This is a genomic window from Oscillibacter ruminantium GH1 (genome assembly GCF_000307265.1).
GTDB classification, from domain to species: domain Bacteria; phylum Bacillota; class Clostridia; order Oscillospirales; family Oscillospiraceae; genus Oscillibacter; species Oscillibacter ruminantium.
In genome coordinates this window covers 604573-621504 of sequence record NZ_DF158896.1, presented here as the reverse complement: position 1 = coordinate 621504, position 16932 = coordinate 604573, and the positions used below count along the sequence as shown (strand labels likewise).

General features: G+C 57.9%; 13 protein-coding genes and 1 riboswitch. Of the genes, 4 read left to right on the top strand and 9 right to left on the bottom strand.

Annotated features, from left to right (window positions below; translation table 11 throughout):
• Window positions 1-86 precede the first annotated feature (86 nt).
• Window positions 87-416 carry a PadR family transcriptional regulator gene (locus ON16_RS03000; protein WP_040659255.1) on the top strand — a complete coding sequence of 110 codons (330 nt, stop codon included), beginning with the start codon at window positions 87-89 and terminating at the stop codon, window positions 414-416.
• Window positions 409-1098 carry a hypothetical protein gene (locus ON16_RS02995; protein ID WP_051131498.1) on the top strand — a complete coding sequence of 230 codons (690 nt, stop codon included), beginning with the start codon at window positions 409-411 and terminating at the stop codon, window positions 1096-1098. The genes ON16_RS03000 and ON16_RS02995 overlap by 8 nt, the downstream gene beginning before the upstream one ends.
• A 95-nt stretch (window positions 1099-1193) precedes the next feature.
• On the opposite strand, the gene ON16_RS02990 is transcribed toward ON16_RS02995, so the two are convergent.
• From ON16_RS02990 to metK, 9 genes are all read right to left on the bottom strand, one after another.
• Entirely contained in the window at window positions 1194-1988 is a 795-nt protein-coding gene (locus ON16_RS02990) for a TIGR04255 family protein (protein ID WP_040659252.1), read from the bottom strand.
• A 62-nt stretch (window positions 1989-2050) separates the two neighbouring features.
• The gene (locus ON16_RS02985; protein ID WP_040659250.1) at window positions 2051-2848 is read right to left on the bottom strand and encodes a cell wall hydrolase; all 798 of its coding nucleotides are present in this window, start codon (window positions 2846-2848) and stop codon (window positions 2051-2053) included.
• Window positions 2849-3084: 236 nt separating this feature from the next.
• Complete coding sequence (gene cysK, locus ON16_RS02980; protein ID WP_040659848.1) at window positions 3085-4014, bottom strand: cysteine synthase A; 930 nt, start codon at window positions 4012-4014, stop codon at window positions 3085-3087.
• 492 nt (window positions 4015-4506) lie between these two features.
• Window positions 4507-5274: a sulfite exporter TauE/SafE family protein gene (locus tag ON16_RS02975; RefSeq protein ID WP_040659248.1), complete on the bottom strand. Its 768-nt coding sequence runs from the start codon at window positions 5272-5274 to the stop codon at window positions 4507-4509.
• On the bottom strand, window positions 5271-6806 hold the full coding sequence (locus tag ON16_RS02970) for an O-antigen ligase family protein (protein ID WP_040659246.1): 1536 nt from the start codon (window positions 6804-6806) through the stop codon (window positions 5271-5273). The genes ON16_RS02975 and ON16_RS02970 overlap by 4 nt, the downstream gene beginning before the upstream one ends.
• A gap of 21 nt (window positions 6807-6827) precedes the next feature.
• Window positions 6828-7844, bottom strand: a complete 1017-nt coding sequence (locus ON16_RS02965) for a glycosyltransferase family 2 protein (protein WP_040659244.1) — start codon at window positions 7842-7844, stop codon at window positions 6828-6830.
• Window positions 7845-7944: 100 nt separating this feature from the next.
• Window positions 7945-8595: an HAD family hydrolase gene (locus tag ON16_RS02960; RefSeq protein WP_040659242.1), complete on the bottom strand. Its 651-nt coding sequence runs from the start codon at window positions 8593-8595 to the stop codon at window positions 7945-7947.
• Between the two features lie 9 nt (window positions 8596-8604).
• Window positions 8605-9297 (bottom strand): DUF6198 family protein, encoded by a 693-nt coding sequence (locus tag ON16_RS02955; RefSeq protein ID WP_051131497.1) that lies wholly within the window; start codon window positions 9295-9297, stop codon window positions 8605-8607.
• Window positions 9298-9420: 123 nt separating this feature from the next.
• A complete protein-coding gene (gene metK / locus ON16_RS02950; protein ID WP_040659240.1) occupies window positions 9421-10605 on the bottom strand; it encodes a methionine adenosyltransferase in 1185 nt (394 codons plus the stop codon).
• Between the two features lie 101 nt (window positions 10606-10706).
• Window positions 10707-10801, bottom strand: a riboswitch (SAM riboswitch).
• Between the two features lie 184 nt (window positions 10802-10985).
• On the opposite strand from metK, the gene ON16_RS02945 reads away from it, so the two are divergent.
• Together ON16_RS02945 and ON16_RS02940 are read left to right on the top strand one after the other, a co-directional pair.
• Window positions 10986-11855 (top strand): rhomboid family intramembrane serine protease, encoded by an 870-nt coding sequence (locus tag ON16_RS02945; protein WP_051131496.1) that lies wholly within the window; start codon window positions 10986-10988, stop codon window positions 11853-11855.
• A 254-nt stretch (window positions 11856-12109) separates the two neighbouring features.
• Complete coding sequence (locus ON16_RS02940; protein WP_051131495.1) at window positions 12110-16930, top strand: nicotinate-nicotinamide nucleotide adenylyltransferase; 4821 nt, start codon at window positions 12110-12112, stop codon at window positions 16928-16930.
• Window positions 16931-16932: the final 2 nt, after the last annotated feature.

Below are 16932 nucleotides of genomic sequence, written 5' to 3'. Positions count from 1 at the left end.
TTGACAAAGCACGTATCTTGCATTACAATGTTCCAGTACCTTGCAATACATGATAAATGTATCCCGCATCAAAAGGAGGTCGTGGCGTGATTCCATCACAGATGCTGAAAGGGACGCTGGAGGGCTGCATTCTGAAAGTCATCGGACAGAGCGAGACTTACGGATATGAGATCTCTCAGCGGCTCAAGACATACGGATTTTCCGACATTGCAGAGGGAACCATCTATCCCCTGCTTTTGCGTCTTGAAAAAAGCGGACTAATCGAGGCGGTCTATCGCCAGTCCACTTCCGGACCGAATCGAAAATATTTTCACCTGACAAAAGAGGGACAAAAAGAGCTTCTTCGGTTTTCGGAAAATTGGAGCGAATTAAAAACCGCAGTGGATGCGGTACTGGGAGGGTTACAGCATGAATGAGCTGAAGCGGCTGAACCGGGAAAACAACGAATTGGATAAGCAACTGGACGGCGCGTATGAGTCCGTTATGACAGACATGGTCTGTTATCTGCGCGGCGCGGATATCTCCGATTATTACGTCGAGGCCGTCCGCCGCGACCTTCTTTCCATGTTTCTTGCCGCAAAGGAACGGGGCGAGGATGTACAAACTCTGATTGGCGGAGACTTCCGCCAATTCTGCGACAGCATTCTGGAAAATGTGCCCCACAAGACCCGGCGGCAGCGCATGGCAGAGCTTCTTTCCATCGTATTGAATTGCTTTGGGATTTTGGTGGGCATCCATCTTTTGATTTCTCAGGTCGGCGACCTCTTGATCTTCGCTCTGAAAAAAGGGCCGCAGCCCAGTCTGTCCGTCCCTGTATCCCTGGGCGATCTCATCTTTTTTGTTGCCATTACCGTGTTTTCCATCTTCTTTGTGCAGCACATCTGCAAGACCGCGCTGGCACAAAAGCGCCCCAGCTCTAAGAAAGCGAATGTGATCTCCTTCCTTCTTCTGTGGGCGTTTCTCGCCGCAGTCCTCTGCTGCAAGCTGTTTTTGAAAGACTACGTTCTGTTTTCCATTCCCTTTTTTGTGGGAATGGCACTGGTTGCCGCCAGCCTTCTGCTATCCAAGCTGTTGAGCCGTGCCGACAACTGTCTGTGACCGTCAAGAACAGACATACAAACCCCCTGCAAAAGCCAAGGAGCTTTTGCAGGGGGCATTTTGTCTGATTTCAAAAAGCGCTGTGAGGGCTGCGGTTATTCCGGTTGCATCGCCGTGCGCAAAGCGTCCGTAATCGCGCCCTCGAACAGCTTTGTTGCGTGGGCATGAAGCGTTTCCAGCCCGCCGGCAGAGAGATTGCAGCTCACCTGTCCGCCCATGGACAAATCCATATCCAAAATAAACTTGACCTCCGTGTCCTGCGGCGCGTCGGGCCGATTCTGCCGCAGACGGCCCGGTCCGGCGTGGACCTTTGCCGCGCAGCTGGAGTCCAGCTTGCACTGAATATCCACCGCGCTGTTCAGCACATCTTCCTCCCGCACGTCCTCCTCCGCCATGGCGCCGAGGTACGCCGGAGCGATCAGCTCTTTCCACGCGCTGTCCCGCAGACTCAGCTTCTCCCGGGAGATGATGTTCACATACCGCAGTCCCACCCGTTCAAAATAGGCGGGCTTATAAATGCGGATGAACTCCGCAAGGGGCTTGTCCAACTCGCTGGCAAATTCCTCCCACCCGGTATAGCGCAGGGTGGACAGGGCGATAAAGTTCTGGGTCAGGTTGATCTTCCACAGGTTGTCGGCAGAGACAAAATGATAGTTGGTCACCGGCTTTTGCTGCTTGATCTGCGGATTCGGGCCGCCCATCCCCGCCATCTGCGGGGGGACCACATCCTCGCGCCGAATGAACTGAGGAAAATCCTCACGGATCGCATCTTGAAACGCCGCAGGCTCCGTGTCGTTGATCGAGAGGATCGTGGGAAAGCGGAACTGGCAGATCACCTCGTGGGCGGGGGCATTGGCGTAAACCGTTCTGGGGTGTTTTGAAAACAGCATGGCACAAAGGCTCCTTTTTATAATATTGCTTTTATCATAGTCCCCAAGCGGAAAAAAGTCAATTAGAGGTAGAATCGGTGACAGCCGATGGTGGTGAAATAATTTCGATTGGCGTTCACCCACAGACCTTTCGACAGGGCGGGCGCATAAAAATACAAACAGGAGCCCACTGTCTCCGCCCCGTCCAGCACCATTTTTGCCGCCTTCACAGCGGAGTCCGTCGGATCGTTATAGACCGTTCCGTTGCTCACCGGTTCAAACTGGACGCCATCCTTGGCGTCAAACACCACCTCCCGAATGGAATTCGGGAACTCGGCGGAATCCACCCGGTTCAGCACCACATTGCCCACGGCAATCTGGCCCTCCAGCGGTTCGCCCTGACTCTCGGCGCTGATGATGCGGGACAACCAGTACAAATCCTCCGCATCATACGCAGCATCAGGAGATGTTACCGCCGCGCCGCCCAGCACTCTGTCCCACACCACGCCTGCGCCGCAGACCGTGGCGGCGAGCCGCAGAGGCACATAGGTCCGCCCGGACCGCACGCTCACGTTTCCGTTGTATGTATGCCCGTTCACCGTGATGGTGTCGGCGGTTGGGTCCGCCGACAAACGGGTTGTTCCGGCAACGGCCACAGCTGCTTTCGTCTCCGAGTCCCAACGGACTTCCCAGCCGCCGAAAGCATCCAGCAGCGCTCGTAGGGGCACATAAGTCACGCCGCTGTCCAGATAATTAACCGTGTCCAGCACTGCGCCGTCCACCTGTACCGGCACCGTCCGCTCCGCTGCGGCAGCAGGGACGACTGCGCCCAGCGTCAGTGCCGCCGCCAGCAGCCCGGTCGTGATTCCACGTTTTCTCATCCTTTTCGTCCTTTCTGTATCAGGCCCAAAAGCGGAAACTCCCACTTTTGGACACGTTTCTCTATTTCCATGGGAATTCCTACAAAAAGCATACAGGAAGTTACAAAAAGTTACAACCCGCAAAAGATGGAAGTGCTGGAACACTCTGGGGAAAAGCCCAAAAAGCGGTCCCACTCACCTTGGAGCGGGACCGCTTCTTTGCCTGAACAAACACATCGGGGACAATTCACAGTGACTCAGCTCTGAAACATGGGTGTGGAGAGATACCGCTCGCCAGAGTCCGGCAGCAGCGCCACAATGGTCTTGCCTCGGTTTTCCGGGCGCTTGGCAAGCTCAATTGCAGCCCAAACCGCCGCACCGGAGGTAATGCCCACCAGCAATCCCTCGCTTCCTGCCAGCTCCCGGCCCAAAGTGTAGGCGTCCTCATCTCCCACCGGCAGAATCTCGTCCAGCAGTGCCCGATCCAGATTCCCCGGCACAAAGTTCGCGCCGATCCCCTGCAAACCGTGAGGTCCCGCGTGGCCTTCGCTCAACAGCGGGGACCGGGCCGGTTCCACAGCCACCACCTGCACATTCGGGTTTTGTTCCTTGAGATATTTCCCAGCTCCGCTGATGGTTCCTCCGGTACCAACCCCCGCCACAAACACGTCCACCTGCCCGTCGGTGTCCGCCCAGATCTCGGGGCCGGTGGTACAATAGTGGGCTTCGGGATTGGCCGGATTATCGAACTGACCGCCCAAAATACTGCCCGGCATGGTTTTTTGCAGCTCCTCCGCTTTTTTCACCGCTCCGGACATGCCTTCGCCTCCGGGAGTTAAGACGATCTCCGCGCCATAGGCCCGGATCAGCGCCTGCCGTTCCACGCTCATTGTCTCCGGCATGGTCAAAATCACATGATAGCCCTTTGCCGCGCCCACTGCGGCAAGACCGATGCCGGTGTTGCCGGAGGTAGGCTCGATAATGGTACCTCCGGAAGCCAATTTTCCGGACTGCTCCGCCGTCCGGATAATCTGCACCGCCACTCGATCCTTTGCGCTCCCTGCCGGATTGGACCGCTCCAGCTTTGCCAGCAGCACCACATCCAGACCGTATCGGGATTCTACGCTGTGCAGCCGTACCAGCGGCGTACCGCCGATCAGTTCCTCCACGCTGTTGTAGATTTTCATAAAAATCACCCATTCCGCCGCTTCGCGCCGGCACAGATTTTAATGGAAGTACGCACCTCATCACGCGAAGCAGAGAAATGATAAGGTGATTTTTTGTGCATTGGGACGGTACTGAGCAACGTGAACGAATCGCCCTGCATATTACCCCACAAGGGTTCGCGTAAAATTTTTTCACGCTGTCTCTTCTCCGCGTATGCGCGCCGCAGACGCAGCGGTGATGATAAACTGGTTACCCTGTATCCATATGCCGCAACTCTGTGTGGAATCGCAGTTTTTTCGCATCCCCCATCCGTTTCGGAGGGAGTTATCCATGGAGCGGCGCAAGGCTTTCATTCCCCGTTTCTCCACGAAAAAAGTGGTTCTGCGAGAGAGGATGAGCCGCCCGCAGGAATCGGAGTCCTCGCCGCAGGGGGGAGCACGTCTCCCACGGACGGCAATGCGTCAAGCGCCGCGGTCCGTTGTGCGGGCCGCGGCGCTCCGGTTCTTTCGTCGTCACCCCAGAATCTGAAGCAGCTCTCGAACAAAAAAGATGGTCAGCACAATTAAAATCACAGGTTTTACAGACTTTGCTCCCTTACTGGAGAAGAATCGCGCGCCAATGTAGTTTCCGGCAATACTGAATACGCCCGCCGTCAGCCCCAGCGGAAGCAGCACCTTTCCGTTCAGCAGATAGACCGCCAGCGCCGCAACGTTGGTTGCCAGATTGATGGCCTTGGTAACGCCGTTGGCCTTGCGCAGGTCCATGTGGGCCGCACCGGTGAGAATCAGGATGAGGAACGTGCCGGTCCCGGGACCGTAAAATCCGTCGTACACGCCGATCAGCAGCGCCGCCGCCATCACGATGACAAGCGTCTTGCGCATCGGATAGGCCTCGCGCTCCTCCGCCTCCTGCAAGGCCTTGCCCCGCAGGACGTACATTGCCGTGAGCGGCAGGACCACCAGCATAACGATGCGAAAGATGCCGTCATTCAGCATCAGTGCCAGCTTGGCCCCCAATGTAGAGCCAACCAGAGCGAAAACAATCCCGGCGGATGCCTCCCGCCAGGGGATGTAGCCGCTGCGGGCATACCGCAGCGTGGCAATGGCGGTGCCCATCGCGGAGGAGGTCTTGTTGGTGGCGATGGCGTTATGAACCGGAAGCCCTGTGATGAGATAGGCCGGCAGGGAGATCAGTCCCCCACCCCCGGCAATCGCATCCACAAATCCTGCCAGAAACACCAGCGGGCAGACGATTAGAAACTGCAAAAGCTGCTCTGTCACCGGCTTTCCTCCTCTTGTTCAGACTGGCGGCACAGCTTCGTTCCGGCAATGCACAGCGCAAAGACAAACCAGAAGATGCTCATGACTCTGGGATAGTTCCAAGGGTAGTCCGCAAGACCGCAGACCAGCATTCCGCAAAGAGCGGACGCGGCGGCGCAGGTAAGCGTGCGGGCGGCGGAATCGCCGCAGTGACGCACGGCCCGGGCCGCGTTTTTAATATTCAGCAGCATTGCCCCCACAAAGGACACAATCCCCAGCAGTCCCGCCTCAATCCAAATCTGCAAATAAATATTGTGGGCATGGACAAAGGGGGCCTTCGCGTGGTAGAGGTTGTTCTCCTTGATAAACGCCTGCACAGCGGCAGTGCCCAGTCCCGCGCCGGTGACGGGGGCCCGTTCAATCGTGGCAACGGCCGCCTGATAGAGGGGAACACGGCTGGAGGTGGAACTGTCCGAGGTATTGGTAATGGACAAAACGCGGTTGAGAATGCTGCTTGGCAGCAGAGGAATCGCCAGCAGACACCCGATGATGAACAGCGGGATCATCTTCGGTTTCCACAAAAACACCGCCACGGCCATGGCGCAGGCAATGCCCACCCAGCTGGCCCGGGAATAGGTCATGCCCAGCGCTCCGGCGCCCACGACAAAAATACCGGCAGCAATCAGCTTGAAAATTGGCCGCTTCGCGCACAGCATCAGGCCCAGCACGATGGGCAGCAACAAAATCAGCACTTGGGCAAAGGTGTTGGGGTTATCGAAAAAGGACTCCACCCGCCCCGGCATTCCGGCGTTCGCGTCCAAATCCACATAGGACTTGTTGATCTCCACGCCCTGAATGCGCTGATACACCGCGTACAGCGACGAAACCAGAACCACCACGCTTCCTCCGGCGGCAAGGCGCTTGAGATCGTCCGCGTTCCGAACGGCGCTCACCGTCACCAATACGCACAGAAGGCACACAGTATGATACATTAAAAAACGGGCAGAGAGACTGGGATACGCGGACAGGACCACGCCCAGCACCACTGCCAGAAACATGCCCGCCGCATAGGGACCCACGGACTTCACATCCAGCCGGAACGTCTCGTATCGGCGCATGGACCCAGCGTAAAACAACAGCAGCAGAGCCGCGAAGCCCAGCAGATTATAGGCGTTGTTCCACCGCTCAAAAGGGATGACCCACAGAGCCATGATAACCCAAGATTCTCCGATGGCTGTCTCATGCCCCATGGCAAACGCCAGAGACGCAAACATGCTCTGATCGAACTGCCGCGAAAACGCAGTATATAATCGGTGGAGCAGATTTCCGGGCAGGTTGACCAAAAAGCTCAGTCCCCGGCAGGTGAGACTTCCGTCCCACGCCCGGGCCACGGCCCCCTCCCGGCACAAAACGGCCAGAATCCGGGACGAATCAATCTGCCGGTTGCACCAGCGGCCCGCCGCCGCCAAAAAGCGGTGGAGCGCACTTTCCTCATAGACCGCGCACAGCGCTGTCCAGAAAGCAAAAAGAGTACTTTCTTGAATGGAAAACATGGATAAACTTTCCCCGTTTCTTCAGATGCCGTTTTTCAGACGGTACATTTGGGTCAGCGTGAAGAAATGCTTTCCCTTCACCAGCTTGACCACCAGCTGCTTGTTGGACGACACGCCCTCGGGCGTCAGCGTTTCAATGGCCTTCGCCATCTCGGGGCGCTGGCATAGGGCCTGCACCGCCCGCTGCTTTTGCCGGACGGGCTTCTCGTTTCCACGGGCGTACTCATTGCCGATGGCGATCAAAAGACCTGCCCAGTTGGAATTCTCCCGCCACTGAGGACGTAGGGATTCCAGCCCGTTTCGCTTCACCAGCTCCTCTTTCCGCTCCATAAAACGCCCGAAGACCTGCATAAAGTCCGCCATGTACTTGTGGGTGGCGGAGGAAGGGTTGTGGAAATAGCGATAGAGGGGCTGTTCCGTCACGGCAAGTTTTTGGGCGTGGCAGAAATACTCCATCAAAAACAACTCGTCCTCCAGATACGCACCCTCAAAGGTGATATGGGCCTTACGCAGAATTTCCCGAGAAAACAGGAACCGCCAGATAAAGCCGTTGAACACCGGCTGCGTGAGCCGGTCGCCCAGCAGAGGACCCACAATGCCCTCTTGGATGCCCGCCGCGTCATATACACCGGCGGGAAGCGTCAGCTCCGCCTGCTTCGTCCCGTCACTCCACAGGTTCAGATGGGCGCAGGCCGCGCTGTCGGCGTCCGATTGGAGCCGCAGGTTCCACATAATCTCCAGACATTGGCTCTCATACCGGTCGTCCACGTCCAAAAACGCGATGTAGTCGCCTTTGGCCTCCTCCAGCGCCAGATTACGCGCAGCGCTGACGCCGCCGTTCTTTTTCTTATGGAACACCCGGATACGGCCATCCCCGGCGGCGCACTGGTCGCACAAAAGCGACGAGCCGTCTGTGCAGCCATCGTCCACCAGCAGCAGCTCCCAGTCGGAAAACGTCTGGTTTTTGACACTTTCCACACATTTTTCAACATATTTTTTTGCCTGATACACAGGGACGATTACAGAGATACCCGGCATGATACCACTCCTTAAATATGCAATTGATGCAACATGCACACTATATCCTATTTTTCACCATCGGTCAACCGAAACCGGCATGGGGCAGTAAGCGTCGTGCTTATCTCAGCAGCAGCTCTGCCAGCTCTTCCCCAGTCTCCGCCAACAGTTCCGCGCCGGCCCGGGCCAGCTCCTCCCGGCCCCGGAAGCCCCAGATCACGCCGCAGACCTTTAGTCCTGCATTGTGCCCGGTTAACACGTCCACGTCGCTGTCGCCCACGTAAACGGTGCTCGCCTTCTCCGCTCCCAGTTCCTCCATCAGCGCATAGACTCCTGTGGGGTCCGGCTTGGCGGGTACGCCGTCCCGCTTGCCCCGGACGATATCGAATACATCGCCGAAATAATGCCGCACCAGCGCGGGGCAAAGCGCATCTGCCTTATTGGAGAAAACCGCAGTCTTTATGCCCGCGCCACGCAGAGCCGCCACGGCCTCCGCCACGCCGGGATACGGGGCCGTTCGGTCCATTTTGTGAATATCATAATAGGCCATGAACTGTTCCATCGACCTTGCCAAGCACTCCGGCGTCCGCTGGTTTTCCGGCGTAAACCGCTCCACCAGTTTTGCATTGCCGTTGCCCACCATGTGGCGGATTTGCTCCTCTGTAAAGGTGGGCCAGCCGTTTTGTGCGCAGATATAATTGCTGGCGTCCGTCAGATCGCCCAGCGTATTCAAAAGAGTTCCGTCCAAGTCAAAAATAGCCGTTTTAAACATCAGTCTGCCTCATTCCATTTCAGTTGATTCAATTTCTTCGCGTGGCCGCGCCGCATCGGAAAGTCCCGCCAAGCGGCGCAGGTGCGCGTGTAAAAAATGATTAAACACCGCGATGACGCGTCCAATCAGGATCGCGCAGCACACCGTCCCGATCTGGACGCCCACCACCCGTCCAAGCGTCACAAGTCCGATGGTACAGGTCAATGCCACCGCCAGCGCGTCCAGCACGTTCTTGCCAAAACCAAAGCCCCTGTCCAGCGCCTTTCCGATCACATCCGCCAGCGCATCGGCGGGATTGGGAACCAGCGCCATATCCACGATCATAGCCCCGCCCACGCCGGTGAGCAGAATCGCCAGCGCCAGCAGGGCAAACCGCCCCGCCGCCGTCTGCGGGGCAAACGGCAGAGCCGCGCTGAGCCAGCCGATCAAGCTGCTGGTCAGCAGCGCCATGGGAATTTGCAGGGCCAAAATCAGCGGCTTGCTGAAGCGCCACCCGATCAGCGCCTGCAAAGCGACGCAGGCGCAGTAATAGCAAAACGTCACCACGCCCAACGGGATTCCCCAGATGACGGAAATGCTGTACGGCACGGAGACAATGGCGGAAACGCCAAGGCCCGTGAACGTATTCGTGGTTACACCCACCGCCAGAATCACGATTCCCGCCAGATAAATGGCTCCGCGGGCAAGCTGGTTTTTCTTCATAAACGTTCCTTTTCCCCTCGTGATGACATTTGGCATCTTACCACAATCCCCCGCCTACGGCAAGTCTGCAAAAGCGCTCCGAGGATAGAAACATCCCCGGAGCGCCTTATAGTTCGATAGTTCTTACTGAATGGCGGTCTTCAGAGCGTCCGCCCGGTCGGTGTCCTCCCACTTTACGCCGAGGTCCGTGCGGCCCATGTGGCCATACGCCGCCAGCTTGCGGTAGATGGGCTTGCGCAGGTCGAGGTCGCGGATGATGGCTGTGGGGCGCAGGTCAAAGACCTTGCGCACAGCCGTCTCCAGCTTGTCGTCGCCCACCGTTCCGGTGCCGAAGGTATCCACCAGAATGCTGACGGGCTGGGCCACGCCGATGGCATAGGCCAGCTCCACCTGGCAGCGCTTTGCAAGCCCCGCCGCCACGATGTTTTTCGCCACATAACGCGCGGCGTAGGCCGCGGAGCGGTCCACCTTGGTAGGGTCCTTGCCGGAGAAGCAGCCGCCGCCATGGGGAGCGCTGCCGCCGTAGGTATCCACGATGATCTTCCGTCCGGTCAGGCCCGCGTCCGCCGCCGGGCCGCCCTTGACGAAACGACCAGTGGGGTTCACATAGTATTTCGTGTCGCCGTCCAGCATGTCGGCGGGGATGACGGCTTTGATGACCTGCTCGATCATATCCTTGCGGATGGTGTCCAGAGACACGTCCGGGTCGTGCTGGGTGGAAACCACCACGGTGTCCACCCGGACGGGGCGGTTGTTCTCGTCGTATTCCACGGTGACCTGGCTCTTGCCGTCAGGGCGGAGATACTTAAGCTGTCCGCTCTTGCGCACCGCCGTCAAGCGCATCGCCAGCTTCTGCGCCAGAGACAGGGGCAGGGGCATCAGCTCCGGCGTCTCGTCGCAGGCATAGCCGAACATCATGCCCTGATCGCCCGCGCCGTTGGAAAGCTCACTGTCGCCGGTTTCCTTGCTCTCCAGTGACTTGTCCACGCCCAGCGCGATATCGTCGGACTGTTCGTCGATAGAGGTGACCACGGCGCAGGTGTCGCAGTCAAAGCCATACTTGCCCCGGTCATAACCAATCTCCCGGACGACTTCCCGGGCAATCTTGGGGATGTCCACATAGCAGCTGGTGGTGATCTCTCCCATGACGTGGATCAATCCGGTGCAGGCCGTGGTTTCGCAGGCCACGCGGCCCTGTGGGTCCTGCTCCAGAATCGCGTCCAGAACCGCGTCGGAAATCTGGTCGCAGATTTTGTCGGGGTGACCCTCGGTCACGGATTCAGAGGTAAAGAGATAGTGTCTTGCCATAATGATCTTCCTTTCTTTTGGCCCCGCCGCAATGCGGCGGCACGTTGAAGCATAAAAAACGCGCACTTTCCGACATAGAAAGTACGCAAAAGTTCTTTTGCTCCTCATCTGTCGGATTCCGTCGGATTTGGCACCTTGTCAAAGACAGGTTGCCGTGGTTTCATCGGGCCGTTCCCTCCGCCACTCTTGATAAGGTATTTAATTGTGTATAATAGCATATAGAATCTTTCCCGGATTGTCAATAGATATTTCCGAGAAATTGTCGTTTTTGCGAAAAAACCGGAAAAAAGCAGAAATTCAAAAATTATACATGACTTTTCCCCGGAATCTGGTTATAATATTTACCATTGATTTTACCTGTATGCTTGGAGGGTCCTTCATTGAAAAAACTCAACGAAGCCGTGGACCGGTTTGCTTACTCCCATCCCCGGTTTGGCATTCCCAATCTGATGAAATTCATCGTGGTGGGCAACCTGATCGCGTTTCTCCTGCTCCGCTTCAGCAACTACGGGGCAATCGCCTTTCTCGGTTTTGATCCCGGCGCGGTGCTTCACGGGGAGATTTGGCGGCTGGTAACATTCATCTTTGTTCCGGGCAGCACCAATCTCTTCACGCTGGCCATCTCCCTATATTTCTACTTCTGGATTGGCAGTATGCTGGAACGGGAATGGGGCACACCGAAATTCACGTTGTACTATCTCTGCGGCATGGTACTGACGGTTCTGACAGGCTTTATCGTCTATCTGACCGGGGGCAACGGCACCGTTTGGGGCACCTACTACATCAACATGTCCATGTTCTTCGCCTTTGCAGCGCTCTATCCGGACATGCAGGTGCTTTTGTTCTTTATTATACCTATCAAAGTCAAGTGGCTGGCATGGCTGGACGGAGCACTATTCGCCGTGGACATTCTGGGGGCAGCGTTCCGACTGAACCTGATTGGCGCACTGCTGCCGGTGGTGGCACTGCTGAACTTCTTCGTCTTCTTCTGGTCGGAAATTTCCGATGCAGTGGCCCGCCATCGGGGCTATGCCGCTCACCGCAATTCCCACCAGACCATTCAGTTCAAGGACGCCGCCAAGCAGCAGGCAAAAAAGGCCCGGGAACAGGGCTATCACCACAAGTGCAGCGTCTGCGGACGGACGGATACGGACTATCCCAACCTCCAGTTCCGGTATTGCTCCCGCTGTGCGGGGTATCACTGCTTCTGCGAGGACCACATTTTCAACCACGAGCATTTTACTTCATAGCGGAGAATAAAAGACTGCGGGCGTAAGCCCGCAGTCTTTTATTCTCCGTATATTTGATCTGCATATTGTAATTTCCCCTAAAAATCCGGTTGAAATTCAGATAGTCCGCCAAAGCTAAAGAAATAGCGGCGGCGTCCTTTTTTGCCGGGAAAAAGCGCTGTATAATAGAATTACTTATTACGGGTAAATCGGCTGCCCCATGCGGCTACCGCGCCGAAAACGCGCGCTTTTGCGCGCGAAACGGAGGAACGATCATGGACACTGTTAAATCGCTGACCGAGGCCCTGTTGGGCGCTTTTGAGGCGCAGACCTTTCTGCGCAAGCTGGCTATGAGCGGGGCGGACGCCGCCGCGCTGGTGATACCGCAGGAGTGGGAAGGACCGCTGAACGTTCTGCTGCCCTTTGAGCAGCGGCTGACCTGCGATCAGGTATTGGAGATGGCCCTGCCGCTTTTGAACCGGCTGACGCCTCCGCCCAAGGAGGGCTGGATGGTCTATGCCTATCATGTGGCAGTTTCCCTGCTCTATGACGAGGCGGACGTGGAGCACACCGCCAAGCAGCGGGATGCGGCCCTTTGCTACCTGAACATTTTACAGGTACTGTTTGACGCGGAGCGGGAGGCGCTCCCCTTCGATCCGCAGTTCGACTTTGCCTTTTGTACGGAAGAGGAGCTGGCCCACAGCAGCACTGCCGAGGAATACCGGCAGTTTCTGGTGCGCTTTCGGGGGGAATACGTTTACGAGGCCATGCGCCTTGGCCGTGAAGTGACCCCTTTCCGCACACTGGAACACATCGCGGGAGTCCATCATGTCGCCATGAGCGTTATGCGGCCCTATTACGCCACAGGCGGGTGCGTGGACCTGCCTCTGCTCTCCGGCGCAGCGGCGGGACACGACATTGGAAAATTCGGCTGCAAGCCCGGCGAACGCGTCCCCTATCTCCACTACCACTATACGGATCAGTGGTTCACCCAGCGGGGCCTTGAAACCATCGGTCATATTGCGGCCAATCACTCCGTATGGGATTTGGAACTGGAGAACCTGTCCTCGGAGTCTTTGGCGCTGGTCTACGCGGATTTTCGGGTGAAGCAGTCCCGGGACGAGAGCGGGCAGGAGATCGCCCGGATTTACTCCCTTCAGGAGGCCTTCGACGTCATTCTGAGCAAGCTGGACAACGTAAACTATGTGAAAGAGCTGCGCTACCGCCATGTTTATGCAAAACTGGTGGACTTCGAGGACTATATCTGCTCCTTTGGTGCGGATGCAACTCTCTCCGGAGCCAACACGCCGCCCCCGCCCAAAACGGACCCGGCGCTGATGCGCCCCCAGCAGGTGGTAACAGCTCTGCGGCTGACGGCGGTGGATCACAACCTGCGGCTGATGCACCGGCTGGGTCACGAGCAGCTGTTCGCCAACATTCTGGAATCCGCCCGCAGCGAGCAAAACGCCGCGCGGCTGGGTGCGTATCTCGGCATCTTTGAGGAATACTTCACCTATTGGTCCGCGTCCCAAAAGGAGCAGACGCTGGAATTTCTCTATGATCTGCTGCTGATTCCCGACGGGGGCGTGCGCCGTCAGGCGGCGGCGCTGATGGGCCGGGTGCTGGCGGGGTTTAACTCCGGCTATAAAAAGGAACTGCCCTCTGGGGCGGAGCCGGACCCGGCGGACCGGCGGCCCTTCGCTTTATGGAAGGAGTATCTGGCCCGGCTGATCTACCCCGACCGGCGGCTCACGCCCGTGCAGGTCAGCAGGATTCGCTATGCCGCAAAGCTGGCGGTGGACTCCCTGCTGTCCCACGCTTCCCGGGCAGATGGCGAGATTTTTGCGGCGGAGCTGTTCCGCCACTATGCTGATCCCCGCGCCGTGGAAGACGGCGCCGCTTTCGCCCTGCTGGACACCGTGGTTAACTTCCCTCTCTCCCAATGCAGCGAGGAAAACTTAAAGACCTTTGCAGACTTTGCCATCTACTGGCTGGCAAACGGCGGCGAGGCGCAGAAGGCCGCCGCCATGCGTCTGCTGCGTCATCTGCTGGAGGCGCTGCCCGAGGACGCGCCAGAGCGGGAGAGCATCTGTACTGCCGCCGCGGAAGCGGAATGCGGCATCAGCATTCCCCTGCTGTTTTTGCAAACCCAGCTGTGCCGCCGGTTCGGACTGGACATGGCGGAGCAGGAGGCGTTTTTGCGCCGTCAAAGCGCCATCAGCAATGTGTTTCTGGACAACCTGAAAACTGCCACTCCTTGGCTTTTAAAGGCCGTGGGCGTGGAGTATCTGCTGGAGCAGGTGGAACAGGGAGGTCATCAGAACGTGCTGCACATCGCCACCCACTTCTCCAACCTGATGAAGGTCAGTGAAAACGTGGTGGTGCGGCAGGTGGCGGGCGCGTCTCTTTTGAGCCTTGCCTCCCTCCTCACGCCGGACCGGCGGAACGAGATCGCCGTGGAGCTTTCCAAATCTCTGGAAACAGGAGACGTGGACAGCTCCAAGTATATCCCCGAATATCTGGGCCGGTTCTCCCTGTGGCTCCACCCCAGAGAGCTGGATGAGGTCATCGGCCAAATGGAATTTCTCCTCTCCTCCCCCAACGCGGGAGTGGTGTCCGCCGCCCTGCGGACCATCGGCTCCATGCTGGAATATTACGCGGTGTACGCCGCGCGGTTTCAGGAGGACGATTACGCCGTCGTTCAGCGGCGCACCCGTCTGGCGGGGCTTTTGCTGCGGGGGCTGGCCTCCTGCCGTGAATCCGTCCGCCAGACCACGCTCCACATTTTGGGCGACGGTCTGTTTGCCTCCGGCGCGCTGGAATTTGAGGACAAGGATGCTCTGTTCGTCCTGATGGCGAAAAAAATCCTATTCCTGATGAATGAGAGCGATGAACGGGAGCTGACATTTTTCTATACTGCCGCCACGCTCTCCCACATCTACCGTTTCATTTTGTCCCACCTGCTGGACGACGGGCCATTCCATTTCCCCCAGCCGCCTGCGGCGGCGTTTTTCCCAGGCACCTTCGACCCCTTCTCGCTGTCCCACAAGGGCATTGTGCAGGCCATCCGGGACCGGGGATTCGAGGTGTATCTCGCCATTGACGAATTCTCTTGGTCGAAAAAAGCCCAGCCATCTCTCATCCGGCGGCAGATCGTGTCCATGTCCGTGGCGGACCAGTTCGGCGTATACCTTTTCCCCCACGACATTCCCGTGAATCTGGCGGATTCACGGAGCCTGAACCGATTGCGGGAGGTCTTCGCAGGACGGGAGTTGTATCTGGCCGTGGGGTCTGACGTAGTGGCCAACGCCTCGTCCTATCGCGCGGCCCCCACGGAGGGGTCCGTGCAGTTTCTCAACCACATCGTGTTTCGCCGTTCCAGCGACGCAGAGGGCCACGAAATTGACCCCGACCTGCGGTGCATCAAGGGTAAGGTCCTGCAATTGGAGCTGCCCACCCATTTGGAGGATATCAGCTCCACCCGCATTCGGGAAAACATTGATCTGGGCCGGGACATCTCCAATCTGGTGGACCCCACCGTGCAGGACTATATCTACCGCAACAGCCTGTACCTGAGGGAGCCGCAGTATAAGCAGCTCTTGCGGGCCAGCGATCTGGATTTCTCCTTTGTGGAGCGGCCGGACCGGGCCTTGATGGAGGATCTTTCCGCCGCAGTCAGCGAAGGCCGCTCCCTGCCGCCCCGGTTGGAACCGGGAGATTCCTTCATGGTTCTCCGGGCACAAGGACCCCGCCCCAGAATTCTGGGTTTTCTGACGCTGCGGACAGTGAACACCGCCACGCTTTACGACGCGCTGGGAGACGCGAATCTCGCCAATTACGTCCGGGAGCGGACTGCCGGACGCATCGCCCTTTTGACGGGACTGTACACCGCGAAAGGCTCCGGCGGGACCTACGATGTGGGCCAGCTTTTGCTGACGGAGGCGTTGAGCCGGTCTATGGCGTCCGACTGCGGATACGCTGTATGGTATCCCACCGCAGACCAATCCGATCCAGAAACGCTGGACCTGCTCCAGCGGCAGGGTTTTCGCCCCGGACCGCCCAGTGGAACGAGTCCGCTGTTGCTGGTCGACATGCGCTCTCCCTCTGTACTGATTCAGAACATCCCCACCACTCTGAAAGAGCCGTTTGCCTCCAATCCGGCGGTTCTTGCCGCCGTGCGAAAGGGCCACGAGAATTTTCAACGGGCCATCTGTGATCTCTATCCCGGCGTATTGGTGCTGTCACTGAACGCGGAGGTAATCTACCACCGGCTGGTGGGCCGCATCGTGGAACTGAACAACGTTCCCTCGGAACCCACCCACCCCCGGGTATTGGGCGAGAAAATGTGCGTTCCTTTCGGAAAAATTCTCCGTGGCAACGCCATTCCCAACACCGTCACCAAAACCATTCACACCGACAAAGTGTTTGCGCCGGATCTCAATTCCTTCACCATCGAGGCGTTTCCCCGGTACGCGCCGCTCCCCAGTCAGATTCGGACCCTGAAGTCCTTTCACCGCCCCGTGATTCTGGTGGACGACCTGCTTCATTCCGGCAACCGCATCAGCGCGCTGGACCCGCTGTTCCGGGCGGAGGACGTGGAGATTGACCGGGTGCTGGTGGGCCTTCTTTCCGGGCGGGGCCGGGATTTGATTGTGTCCAAGGGACGGAATGTGGACTGCGTGTATTTCGTCCCCAACATGCGCGCCTGGTTTGTGGAGTCCACCATGTATCCCTTCATCGGCGGAGACACCGTGGCCCGCTCCTCGGGTGACCAACCCCAGTTGACGCCGTCGGTCAACATGATTCTGCCCTACGTTTACCCCAGATTTTATCGCAGCTGCACCCAAAAGGCGGTGTTCAACTTCTCCCGTGTCTGCATCGAAAACGCCCGTGACATCCTGCTGACGCTGGAGACAGAGTATCGCCGCACCTTTGCCCGGAACCTGACGCTCTCCCGGCTCAGCGAGGCGGTGATCCTGCCGCTGGCGCCTGATAAGGGTGTGTGCTTGGGCTATGATATGAACCTGTCCGCCTCCCAGTGCCTTGAAAACGACCTGAAAATGCTGCTGCGGATGCGGGAGCTGGAAAGGGCGTGAAA